Origin of the sequence: Fischerella sp. PCC 9605, from assembly GCF_000517105.1 — a bacterium.
Lineage (GTDB): Bacteria > Cyanobacteriota > Cyanobacteriia > Cyanobacteriales > Nostocaceae > PCC9605.
Map to the genome: position 1 here is coordinate 329686 of NZ_KI912150.1, position 12359 is coordinate 342044.

Below are 12359 nucleotides of genomic sequence, written 5' to 3' on the forward strand. Positions count from 1 at the left end.
CAAAAACGATTCTCGGACTGCTTTGGTATTATTTGCCATCCTAACGTTTGTTTTATTTAGTTTAGGGACGATTAATCTCGCCACAGGAATCTTGAATCTACCAGCAAAGGACTTTATCGGGTTCTACATTCTATCTGCGATCGCCAGTTTTCTATTTGATTTTGCTATCCACCGCTTGGCACAGCCAAATACTCTCACTTCCACTTCTGGAAAAATATGGGAAACTTATACCCCATCTTGGGAAGAGTTTACAAAAATATATCAACTATCCTTATCTTGGCAGCGGATTTCAACCTGGTTAACAATACTCTCAATTTTTTGCCTATACTCTCTAGGAATTGCCAGGATTATCATCGGACTTTCTCGACACAAACCAATTGGTTATCTTGCTGTCTTATGCCTGTGTGTGGGTGTATATCTTCTATGGCTTTTAAGTCGTGAAAATGATAATTCTAACTCTTTGATCAAAACATTGATCTATGTAACTGTCTTACTCTCAGGTATAGTTTTGCTCTTCCTGGGATTGCGGATTCTAATTTGGTTAATCTTCGCCCCGATATTTTTTGTAGGTATATTCTCCTCAACAGGAGGAGGTTATACAGGTGGAGGTGGTTCAGATGCAGGCGGTGACGGAGGCGATGGCTGTGACGGAGGAGGTGATGGAGGTGGTTGTGGTGGCTGTGGTTGCTGTGCTGATTAAAGAGCAATATTGAACAGTACTCTACCAAGCCCCGTGTCAGGAGCAAGTCCAGGCTACTCGCTACGTTGATGAATTAGAGCTGGTTAACTTGAAAAGCAATTAATAGTGCAACCAATGCTCATACCCGATTGCACTAATAACTGAACTAAGCAATGGTTCACTCTCGCCAGGCGAAACAACTGCACCGCACAACTCAAACGCATCGCTAGCACCTGACGGCGTGATTTTATAACCAGCATAGATACAGCAAATTGTTATAACGGCAGTATACCTGCAATGCCGCTACGAGTGTTCTGCCTCAAAACTTGGAGGAATTATTCTTACCCTGCGTGAATTTTGCTCAGTTGAATTTTGAATTGTTTGCCCCCCTGCCTCTTCAAGTGTCCTGCATCAGAAAATCCACTGTCCGCATCAGTGCGCGATCGCTTTTCTAATCAAATGATGAGTGGGTCAATCGGCGTCATCAACTCCCGCAGTCACAACCGACAAACGGGCAGAGATGTTGACCAATTCAAGGCTTTTATCTACAACACAATCAACTCTTGAGGGGAGGAGGGGGCGATCGCTCCGAACAAGAGTGCCAACTTCACTCCTGTTTGGACAAGAACACTTTAAGCATGTTAAGCGACCCACCTTGGGGCGATCGCAACACAAAAATGCTTTGATGTCATTTTGATGGGATGCTGGACTGGAGAATCATTTTAAAAATGCCCTGCCCTCGCCCGCAGGGCGAAGCGGTTTCCAGTTGCGCCTCTATATTTTATCTTGGTTACAATCCTAGACCAATTGTTGCAATTGTATGATTAAAGTCTCTCCTAAGATAGTAATTGGTGGAGTACCAAGGACAGGTAAATCCAATCTGGCTTATAAACTATTTGATTATTACCACGGTTCGATTATCCACGGTGACACCCTGGTTAATGCGATCAAGAATAACTATAAGAATGCTTTTGACACCAATTTCGACAACATTGACAAGAACAACTATGTACAACAATTGCTGCCAATTCAAAAATATTTAATCAAAATAATTAGGAATATGGGCAAAGACTTAGAGTACAATGTACAAATTTTCGAGTCTTGCTACATACTCCCAGAATCGATATTACGATTAAACGGTTCTGGACAAGTTTGTGGTGTTTTCTTGCTATACAACCAACTAAATTTTGAGCAAAAGATTCAAGACATCCGCAACTACGCTTTGACCAATCAACACTGCTGGTCTCATAAATATACTGATTCCCAACTGCGTCAAACACTAAAAGAATTTATTGCTCTGAGCCAATTTTTTAGACAAGAGTGCAGTAAACACAATATCAAATGGTTTGACATTGATGACCAATGGAACAAGAAGTGGACTTCTGCATACGACTTTATTGTCAACCAAGTAACAGTTTCTCCCGTTGGGTAGTGTTCTTGTTTGTTTAAAATGAGCTGCTCTTCGACATCGGGTACATCTTCTCTGACTCAAATGATTATTATGCCGCTATTTCTGATTACTTCTAGTATTGATAAAGGAATTTACGATCACGACTTTCAACTTGTCGAAGCCGATTCAAGACTAGCAGTTGCTCAACACATACTTGACCATCCTCATCAATGGGAAACCTATCTACGTAGTGCCTACCCCAGAGATTTGCAAGACAGCACTTTCAGGTTCGGAAGTCTTTGGGATTGCGTTCACCAACCAGAAATGACTACTGAACGTCTTTTGGAACTGATCAATATGACAAGTGTAGACGGTGATAGGGCTTCACAGGTGCGGATTTTTGAGGTAAAAGTGCAACAGTTATCTGAAGTTGATACTAATCCATTTGATATTTAAACTTTTTGTCGATGATGATTTCTTTGACTTCTGATTGAGCTTGTTTGTCTCCTTGCTTTCAAGCATTTTGTTTTGATTTATTTACGGATGACGGATGGTAGTAACTTGGAGTCCCAAATGTAAAGTCCTTTTTGTGAAGGCACTCTTGAGAATCGTCCGGCGCGATAACCCCGCGACAATTCACTTAACACATTAGATTTTACTTGTTGCACTAAAAATACGGTGACATCCGATGTCAGTACTTGGTTTAATTGGGCAAGGAAGCCTCCGATTGTGCTTGCGATGTCACAATAATTCAAAATTCAAAATTATTTCTTAAATTTTGCATTTTGAATTTTGAATTTTGAATTGAAGCGATGGGGAGGCTGTGAATGTGCACGCTTGTGATGCGGCGGTTTGCGATGGAGAAGTAAGGAGGGCGATCCTCGTTGTTCTACCCATTCCCTAACATACACTTTACGGTGGTCGCCTTGTGAGATGATGTATGATAACCAAATACAAGCCACCCATCCCCTATTTCATCAAATTCATTCTCGATGACGCGAACGGTGAGTAATAAGTATTCAATTCAATATCCAAGGATAATCCGCTATGCAGAGTATTAAATTAAAAAAACGTATCGGTGCAGATGGAATTTTACATTTAGATATCCCAGTGGGAATAACAGATAAAGAAGTAGAAATCATGGTGATTTATCAACCACTAGAAACACAAACACAGCCAAAAACACCACAACAAAGAGGCTGGATGCCTGGGTTTTTTGAAGAAGTAATTGGTGGTTGGGTAGGAGAACCGCTAGAACGACCAGAACAGGGAGAATATGAAACTAGGGAGCAGCTATTTTGACTTATCTGCTCGATTCAAATGTCTGTATCCGCTTAATAAATAATAGTAGTCCTGCGGTAACAAATCGACTGGCATCCCAACAACCAGAAGATATTTTAAATTCTACGATCACCCAATTAGAACTGTACTATGGTGCTTACCGTAGCGCTCAACAGGAGAGAAATTTAGAAATATTGCAACGTTTTTTTAATCAGTTTACTATTATATCTTTAGACCCAGAAGCCGCAAGGATAGCAGGGAGAATTCGGGCTGAGTTAGCTTCTAGTGGTACGCCAATTGGCCCTTATGATTTGCAGATTGCTGCTATTGCAATGGCAAATAATTTGATATTGGTCACGCATAATACGAAAGAATTTAGCCGAGTGAATGGGTTGCAGATAGAGGATTGGGAGGAAGAAAGTTGAGTCAAGGACGTTGGACAATTCCAGATAATTGGAATTGGGTGTATGCGGGGTAAAAGTAGCCAAAGCTCATTTTGCCGCCACGCGTCGTCTGAAAATGTTACTCAGACTAGACTTTTACTGGTACAGCCAAAATAAGCTTTTTCTCTGTTTTTTGGTGACAAGAGCGATTTTATTTCTGTAACTCTTTCACAGCAAGCTTTTCAAGCGTTGCGTGGCGGTAAAATGTGTCCTCGCTAGTTTTACCCCTGGTTCTGCAACTCAGGCTTTAGGTCTTGCAGTTTTTCTAGTATTTGCCGTCTTAGTCTTACAACTCGGCTCTTTCCGCCAGCCCTTTATTATCATCTTGGCGATTCCCTTTGCCATGATTGGCACAATGGGCGGTTTTTTCCTAGCAGGGATTCGTTTTTCCTTCGTCGCCTTTATTGGTATCATTGCCTTGGTGGGGATTGTAGTCAACGATGCGATCGTTATGGTTGATACTATGAATGGCTACAGGCAAGAGGGGATGAAACTGAGGGTGGCGGCGGCGCGAGGGGTAGCTGACAGACTCAGACCTGTAATTACAACATCGATCACAACAATTATTGGTTTAACACCTTTGGCATTGAGCGATCCTACTTGGATGCCATTGTGTAGTGCAATTATCTTTGGTTTGATGACAGCGACATTGAGTGCTTTATTGATTGTGCCTTGTTTGTATTTACTATTGTCGCCCAAAACAAACAATCAAACTTAGGTATTAAGAAGTAAAAAGTAAAAAGTAAAAAGTAAAAAGTAAAAAGATAATCCCCATAAATAAATTGAGGGGCTTGTGACCATTTTTCTTATTCTTTATGAGTGACTTTTAACTTTTAACTTTTAACTTTTGCCTTGTTTGGTCATTAGATTAACAAGTTGCAAACCTGGGGTTAAGGCGGTGGTGGATTCAGTACCAAAATACACCTAACTCCGGAAATGCAGGGGCGAACTGGGATTTGTAACTCTCATTTGCCAATTCCCTTACATGGAGATTCTTCTCATGGCAGCATCTTCTCAAGGCACGTCCACCAGTAACATCTGGCCAAGTTGGGGGGAAAGTAGCGAAGATACCGTAGCCAAGTGTCAAGTGGTTTGTGGTTTCAAAGCGTAGTTTTGGTCAAACGGCTGCCTCTTTTTAACAACAGCCCAAGCAATGTGCAATAGTTTCCGTGCAGCAGCACAACGTGCCACTTTCATAGGCTTGCCCGCAGCCCTTAATCGGTCGTAGAAGCTTTTAATGACTGGATTACTCTGAGCTGCGCTTAAGGTTGCCAGATAGAGAGCGGTTCGCAGTCGTATCTGACCAGTATGTCCAATCGCTGGTTTATGCCAAACACTAGAACCGGACTGATAAAGTGTAGGTGCTAATCCAGCATAGGCTGTCACTGCCTCAGCTGTTTCACAAGTGGTAAAGTTTAGGGTTGTCACTAACACCCAGGCAGCAGTGAGCCAACCAATACCCTTGATACTTTGCAGTAGTACAGCAGAAGCAGCCCACTGTTGGTCTTGATTAAGTGCTTGCTGAATCTCAGCGTCTACTTCTTTTAGCTGTTGCTTGAGGGTTTCGACCAATGCTTCCATCCGCGATCGCACTGCTGTAATGGTAACTGGGTTGTGTTGGAGTGCATGAAGTTGATTAGAAACCTGCCGTTGCAAACAAAGCAGCGTCTCTCGCTGGTGCAGACGCTGCTGAAGCTCATGATAAACCAGAGGTGGTGGTGTCCAAGGTTCTGGTTGCAATAGTCTTGCCAGTTGAGCTAAAGTTTGAGCATCAATGGCATCAGTCTTGGCTCGTTTGAGCAGTGCTTTCGCAAAATGGTGAGCGCAAGCTGGATTGATGACACTAACAACGAATCCAGCTTCCACAAGCTCAGTTGCCATGCAAATCCAGTAAGCACCAGTGGCTTCCATTACAACCAAAACAGACGCAGGGGTGAATCCCTCTTCAATAATCTTTTTTTGAAAAGCAGTATATCCTTGGGGTGTCTGGTTGATGGTGAATGGACGTGTGACCTTGTTACCTGGCTTCATCCAAGCAACGGTAGCTGTAGCGGCGGAAATGTCCACTCCCACATATAGTTGGTAGGTGGTTCCTGTAGTATTTGTGTTCATGACCCAACCTGGCTGCTGTTTACAGCCCTTGAAAACGACGTAGCTCCGTGGGCAATCGTTATGGTCTAAGCTCGTCATTCGTGGTCTTTGCCACTGGATACAGTCCAGCCTTCTGATAGCCCAAGGATATCCCAGGGAGTGGGGGACAATCTTCGCTTCGCAGTCAAAGCTGCTTCTGTCACCTGGTCCTCACCACTACCAAGGGACTATCTGAAGTATACGAGCTGTCACCAGCCGCCACACGAAGGCTGAAATCCTTACCTGATAACAGTTTCATAAAAATTTTCCCACCATTGACCAATTAATTGTTCGTAGTGTTGCGGTGTCGTTTGACAATTTCATTGACAGTGGTTTTTGAGAGGTGAAGCGTACTCGCAATTTGGCGATAAGAATACCCAAGTTGCACCATTTGCATTACCTTGGGAGCTAATCGGTCAGCTTTGACTCGCTGTCCTGGTTGTCTGCCAATTTTCTGACCCCGTGCTTTAGCAGCAGCCAACCCAGAACGCACCCTTTCTCGCATCAAGTCACGCTCAAATTCAGCTAAAGATGCCATTAAATGGGCAATTAATTTCCCTTGCGATGTATTCAAATCAAACTGAAAACCAGTTTGAGCAATCAAAGAAACACCCCAACTGTGAAGTGACTGCAACGTCTCAATTAAGTCAATAGTGCTGCGCCCCCAGCGAGTCATCTCTGTGACTAAAATGGCATCAATCTTACGACTTTGGGCTAATGCGATTACTTTGTCGCGCTCGCTGTGAAGGTTTTTGCTTCCAGAAACTGTTTCCTTCCAAACACCAACAACCATAAAACCTGCGGACGCAGTATATTCTAACAAGTCCCGTTCTTGACGCTCACAGGATTGGTCAGTAGTGGACACTCGACAGTAAATAGCAACACGCATAGACCAATTTTTTGTACCAATTAAACCCTCTAAAAATCAGAAGGCTCAAAAGCTTACTGCACCGTTCAATTTTAATGTACCAAATAGCCTATACTTTAGCTGATACAATGGCAATTTACTGAGTGCATGTCTGCAATGAATCAAGAGGAGCAACAAGATTGAAACGGCAGTGGGACGCGACTGAACTAGTGGAGCATTTTACGCTCGAGCCCTCAGAGATGGCATTACTTGAGAATAAAAGCGAAGAAAATCAGTTAGGTTTTGCGGTTTTACTCAAGTTTTTTCAGATAGAAGCTCGCTTTCCACGTCACAAACAAGAAGTTCCAAAACTTGTTGTTTCATACATTGCCAGAGTTCTGGGGATGTCGCCAAGATTGTATAGAAACTACGAGTGGGTTGGGCGTACTTTTGAACGACACAGAGCAGAAATTCGTGAGTTTTTGGGGTTTCGAGAATTTACAGTTAATGACGCTGCGGAACTAACAGCTTGGTTATGTGAGAAAGTTTTAGTGTATGAACGCTCCTTTTGTTATCTTGAAGTAGCTCTATATCAACGCCTGCGCTCTTTAAAGCTAGAACCACCAACCCCGGAACGAATTGAACGGCTGATTCGCTCTGCGGTCAGTGCGACTGAGAAGGAATTTTGTGCGGATATTCTCAAGCAACTGTCAGTTTCAACATTGAGAAAGATGGACGCGCTTCTCAATACCAAAGACGGTCTAGATGATGACCAGAGCCATTTTCGGCAATCAGTATTTAATTTTTTGAAAACTGACCCCGGTCGTACCAGCCTCAAAAGTATCCTAAAAGAAATTTCCAAACTCCAGTGTATTCGAGAATTGGAAATACCAGAGAAGTTGTTTACCAAAGTCCCACCCAAAGTTATTACCCACTACCGTCGGCGGGCCTCTGCGGAAACGCCTCGTGAATTACGTCGTCATCCCGCCCCTATTCGTTATACACTGGTGGCTGCATTTTGTTGGCAACGCAGTCAAGAAATTACTGACAGTTTAGTAGAGTTATTAGTACAAATCATACATCGGATTCATGTGAGTGCCGAGCGACGGGTAGATAAGCAACTTCTCCTAGAGTTTAAGCGAGTAGATAATAAACCCCGATTGTTGTTTGAGATTGCTAACGCTTCATTAGAGCATCCAGAAGAATTGGTCAAAGATGTAGTTTATCCAGTGGTTAGCCCAAACACTCTACAAGCAGTAGTTAAGGAGTATAAATCCAACAATCCTACCTATGAAGAACGGGTTTATACAGTAATGCGGTCATCGTATCTGCACCATTACCGGCGCATGGTTCCCCAACTCCTATCTACATTGGAGTTTCGCTCGAATAATGATGTCCACCGTCCAGTGATTTTGGCACTGTCACTGCTCAAAAGATACCAAGATAGTAATCAGCGTTACTATGCTTTGGGAGAGGAGTTGTTTATCAATGGTGTTCTCAAAAACGACTGGAAGGATTTGATTGTCGAAGTCGATAAGGATGGGCAGGAACGGATTAATCGGGTTAACTACGAAATTTGTGTATTACAAGCACTAAGGGATAAACTGCGTTCCAAAGAAATTTGGGTTGTTGGTGCTAAACGATACTGTAACCCGGAAGAGGATTTACCTCAAGATTTTGAAGTACATCGAGAAACATACTATCAAGCCATCGGGCAACCACTAGATGCGCTTTTGTTTATCGCTCAACTTCAGCAGGAGATGACTGATGCCCCGACGATGCTGAATAAAGGGATGTCCAATAATTCTAAGGTCAAAATTCTCAAAAAGAAGAATGGCTGGATTAGCATCACCCCCTTGGAACCTCAACCAGAACCCGTAAATCTAGAACAACTCAAGCGCGAGATAGAAAGGCGTTGGCCTATGACTAGTTTGCTGGATATGTTCAAAGAAGCTGACTTGCGGATTGGTTTGACAAATCACTTTAAAAACACAGGTGTCCGTTCTCACTTTGACAAAGAAGTTTTGCAACGAAGATTGTTGTTATGTTTGTATGGATTGGGTACGAATACGGGACTGAAGCGGATTTGTGCTGGTACTAAAAGCGATAACGAAACTGACCTGCGTTACGTCAAAAAGCACTATATCCACCGCGAGCATTTACGTAACGCAATTGCTTCAGTCGTCAATGCTACTTTATCTACTCGTAAAACTGTTATTTGGGGAGAGGGGACTACAGCTTGTGCTTCTGACTCCAAAAAGTTTGGCTCATGGGATCAGAACTTAATGACAGAATGGCACATCCGCTACGGTGGTCGCGGAGTCATGATTTACTGGCACGTTGAGAAAAAATCAGCGTGTATTTATTCTCAACTCAAAACCTGCTCAAGTAGTGAAGTAGCAGCAATGATTGAGGGATTACTACGTCATTGTACAGATATGAAAGTTAAGAAAAACTACGTTGATACACACGGGCAAAGTGAGATGGCGTTTGCATTCTGCCGTTTGTTAGGTTTTGAGCTAATGCCGCGTATCAAACGTATTGGGGAGAAAAAATTGCACTTACCTTTTTCCGGGCAGAAACAAGAATATCCTCACTTACAACATATACTTGCCAAGGCTATTGACTGGGAATTGATTCACCAGCAGTATGACCAGATGATTAAATATGCTACTGCCTTGCGTTTAGGTACAGCAGAGGCAGATGCAATCTTAAGACGTTTTAATCGCTCAACAGTACAACATCCCACACAAAAGGCACGATTGGGAGTTAGGTAGAGCGATAAAAACTATCTTTCTGTGCCGCTACCTACACTCTGAAGCGTTGCGACGTGAGATTAATGACGGGCTAAATGTAGTGGAGCAGTGGAATGGTGCTAATAGTTTTATTTTTTACGGAAAGAATAGTGAGATCGCTACTAACCGTTTAGATGAGCAGGAATTATCCGTTTTATGCCTACATTTATTGCAAATGTGCTTGGTATATATTAACACTTTAATGATTCAAAAGGTTTTAGCGGAGTCTACATGGATGAAGCGAATGACCAAGGAGGATTTTCGCGGGTTAACACCGTTATTTTGGTCACACGTTAATCCTTACGGAACTTTTCGGTTGGATATGAACGAGCGGTTAGAACTTGATGCTGCTTCCTAAGTCAAAATTTTTTCTGGAATTCAGTCTTTATAATGGTTTCAGCCTTCGCATGGGGTTGGTGACAGCTCGTATACTTCAGATAGTCCCTTGGTAGTGGTGAGGACCAGGTGACAGAAGCAGCTTTGACTGCGAAGCGAAGATTGTCCCCCACTCCCTGGGATATCCTTGGGCTATCAGAAGGCTGGACTGTATCCAGTGGCAAAGACCACGAATGACGAGCTTAGACCATAACGATTGCCCACGGAGCTACGTCGTTTTCAAGGGCTGTAAACAGCAGCCAGGTTGGGTCATGAACACAAATACTACAGGAACCACCTACCAACTATATGTGGGAGTGGACATTTCCGCCGCTACAGCTACCGTTGCTTGGATGAAGCCAGGTAACAAGGTCACACGTCCATTCACCATCAACCAGACACCCCAAGGATATACTGCTTTTCAAAAAAAGATTATTGAAGAGGGATTCACCCCTGCGTCTGTTTTGGTTGTAATGGAAGCCACTGGTGCTTACTGGATTTGCATGGCAACTGAGCTTGTGGAAGCTGGATTCGTTGTTAGTGTCATCAATCCAGCTTGCGCTCACCATTTTGCGAAAGCACTGCTCAAACGAGCCAAGACTGATGCCATTGATGCTCAAACTTTAGCTCAACTGGCAAGACTATTGCAACCAGAACCTTGGACACCACCACCTCTGGTTTATCATGAGCTTCAGCAGCGTCTGCACCAGCGAGAGACGCTGCTTTGTTTGCAACGGCAGGNTTCTAATCAACTTCATGCACTCCAACACAACCCAGTTACCATTACAGCAGTGCGATCGCGGATGGAAGCATTGGTCGAAACCCTCAAGCAACAGCTAAAAGAAGTAGACGCTGAGATTCAGCAAGCACTTAATCAAGACCAACAGTGGGCTGCTTCTGCTGTACTACTGCAAAGTATCAAGGGTATTGGTTGGCTCACTGCTGCCTGGGTGTTAGTGACAACCCTAAACTTTACCACTTGTGAAACAGCTGAGGCAGTGACAGCCTATGCTGGATTAGCACCTACACTTTATCAGTCCGGTTCTAGTGTTTGGCATAAACCAGCGATTGGACATACTGGTCAGATACGACTGCGAACCGCTCTCTATCTGGCAACCTTAAGCGCAGCTCAGAGTAATCCAGTCATTAAAAGCTTCTACGACCGATTAAGGGCTGCGGGCAAGCCTATGAAAGTGGCACGTTGTGCTGCTGCACGGAAACTATTGCACATTGCTTGGGCTGTTGTTAAAAAGAGGCAGCCGTTTGACCAAAACTACGCTTTGAAACCACAAACCACTTGACACTTGGCTACGGTATCTTCGCTACTTTCCCCCCAAGTTTGCCGCTAGCAGCATGGCAGGATACATGTGCAACACTCCATTTGTGGACTCAAATCGTTGGTAAAATTCGGCTGGCGCTAGCTCCCAAACTCAACCACTGGTGGCAGTCTACCCTCTATGTGACGCCGCGTGGGCTGACAACTTCTTCAATACCTTACGAAACACGCAGCTTTCAGATTAACTTTGATTTTCTCGATCATCAATTACAGATCAAAACCAGCGACGGCATTACCAAAAAAATCCCACTTGTTCCTTGCTCCGTTGCAGATTTTTATCAGCACCTCATCACCACACTGAGTGAAATCGGTATCAAAGTTAGAATTTGGACGATGCCGCAGGAAGTAGCGGAGCCGATTCCCTTTGACCAGGATTATAAACATGCAGCTTACGATCCAGAATATGCACAGCAGTTCTGGCGTATTCTTTTACAAGTAGACCGAGTTATGACTGTGTTTCGTTCGCGGTTTATTGGTAAATCCAGTCCCGTACATCTCTTCTGGGGTAGCTTTGATCTGGCGGTGACTCGTTTCTCTGGACGTCGTGCCCCAGAACATCCAGGTGGAGTTCCGAATATGGCAGATTGGGTGACACGAGAAGCATATTCGCACGAGGTAAGCAGTTGTGGCTTTTGGCCGGGTGGTGGATCGGTAGTGGAGCCTATATTTTACGCTTATGCCTACCCTGCACCCGAAGGGTTCAAAGATTACCCTGTTCAGCCAAAGGAAGCATTCTATAGCTCAGACATGCAAGAGTTTATCCTACCCTATGAAGCAGTGAGACAGGCGCACGATCCGGATGCGGTGCTCCTTGCTTTTTTTCAAAGCACCTACGAAGCAGCTGCAAATTTAGGACATTGGGAACGAGCAGCACTGGAACGCACTTTAGCTCTATGAGGGGCGATATCTGCCACTGGTGAAGTTTGGATGTGCGATCGCTCAATTGAAAACCTTGCCGATTGGTGAGCAAGATGCGATCGCTACATAATTCTAGAAAAGGTCGAGTTCAGCGCGTTGCTCCTGGCAGCTGCTCAGCGCTCCTTTGACTTCGGTGGAGGTTGCTTACGACCATTCACAAGATAG

11 protein-coding genes and 2 pseudogenes are annotated in these 12359 nt (G+C 43.9%); 10 read left to right on the forward strand and 3 right to left on the reverse strand.

Features of this window, described 5'->3' with window-relative positions; all coding sequences use genetic code 11:
• The 4 genes and pseudogenes from FIS9605_RS38110 to FIS9605_RS0124825 all read left to right on the forward strand — a co-directional run.
• Positions 1-700, forward strand: a pseudogene (locus FIS9605_RS38110) (hypothetical protein); the annotation flags it as partial.
• Between the two features lie 499 nt (positions 701-1199).
• Positions 1200-1376 (forward strand): hypothetical protein, encoded by a 177-nt coding sequence (locus FIS9605_RS43045; protein WP_155960524.1) that lies wholly within the window; start codon positions 1200-1202, stop codon positions 1374-1376.
• 123 nt (positions 1377-1499) lie between these two features.
• Entirely contained in the window at positions 1500-2111 is a 612-nt protein-coding gene (locus FIS9605_RS0124820) for a hypothetical protein (RefSeq protein WP_026734994.1), read from the forward strand.
• Positions 2112-2129: 18 nt separating this feature from the next.
• Positions 2130-2525, forward strand: coding sequence for a hypothetical protein (locus tag FIS9605_RS0124825; protein ID WP_155960525.1), 396 nt, complete (start codon positions 2130-2132; stop codon positions 2523-2525).
• 77 nt (positions 2526-2602) lie between these two features.
• Here FIS9605_RS0124825 and FIS9605_RS43050 read toward each other — a convergent pair whose 3' ends face one another.
• A complete protein-coding gene (locus FIS9605_RS43050; protein WP_155960526.1) occupies positions 2603-2824 on the reverse strand; it encodes a hypothetical protein in 222 nt (73 codons plus the stop codon).
• 292 nt (positions 2825-3116) lie between these two features.
• Here FIS9605_RS43050 and FIS9605_RS0124830 point away from each other — a divergent pair, with 292 nt between their 5' ends.
• From FIS9605_RS0124830 to FIS9605_RS0124840, 3 genes are all read left to right on the forward strand, one after another.
• Positions 3117-3371 (forward strand): hypothetical protein, encoded by a 255-nt coding sequence (locus tag FIS9605_RS0124830; protein WP_026734996.1) that lies wholly within the window; start codon positions 3117-3119, stop codon positions 3369-3371.
• Positions 3368-3775, forward strand: a complete 408-nt coding sequence (gene vapC, locus FIS9605_RS0124835) for a type II toxin-antitoxin system tRNA(fMet)-specific endonuclease VapC (RefSeq protein WP_026734997.1) — start codon at positions 3368-3370, stop codon at positions 3773-3775. The genes FIS9605_RS0124830 and vapC overlap by 4 nt, the downstream gene beginning before the upstream one ends.
• Positions 3776-3986: 211 nt before the next feature.
• Complete coding sequence (locus tag FIS9605_RS0124840; protein ID WP_026734998.1) at positions 3987-4511, forward strand: efflux RND transporter permease subunit; 525 nt, start codon at positions 3987-3989, stop codon at positions 4509-4511.
• 365 nt (positions 4512-4876) lie between these two features.
• Here FIS9605_RS0124840 and FIS9605_RS41245 read toward each other — a convergent pair whose 3' ends face one another.
• Together FIS9605_RS41245 and FIS9605_RS0124850 are read right to left on the reverse strand one after the other, a co-directional pair.
• Positions 4877-5905, reverse strand: a complete 1029-nt coding sequence (locus tag FIS9605_RS41245; protein WP_072032420.1) for an IS110 family transposase — start codon at positions 5903-5905, stop codon at positions 4877-4879.
• 301 nt (positions 5906-6206) lie between these two features.
• Positions 6207-6812, reverse strand: coding sequence for a recombinase family protein (locus tag FIS9605_RS0124850; RefSeq protein WP_035140156.1), 606 nt, complete (start codon positions 6810-6812; stop codon positions 6207-6209).
• 158 nt (positions 6813-6970) lie between these two features.
• Between FIS9605_RS0124850 and FIS9605_RS40005 the strand changes: the two are divergent.
• From FIS9605_RS40005 to FIS9605_RS0124865, 3 genes and pseudogenes are all read left to right on the forward strand, one after another.
• Positions 6971-9923 (forward strand): annotated as a pseudogene (locus tag FIS9605_RS40005) (Tn3 family transposase).
• 289 nt (positions 9924-10212) lie between these two features.
• Positions 10213-11241: an IS110 family transposase gene (locus FIS9605_RS41250; protein WP_072032421.1), complete on the forward strand. Its 1029-nt coding sequence runs from the start codon at positions 10213-10215 to the stop codon at positions 11239-11241.
• Positions 11238-12173 (forward strand): DUF5996 family protein, encoded by a 936-nt coding sequence (locus FIS9605_RS0124865; protein ID WP_051470136.1) that lies wholly within the window; start codon positions 11238-11240, stop codon positions 12171-12173. The genes FIS9605_RS41250 and FIS9605_RS0124865 overlap by 4 nt, the downstream gene beginning before the upstream one ends.
• Positions 12174-12359: the final 186 nt, after the last annotated feature.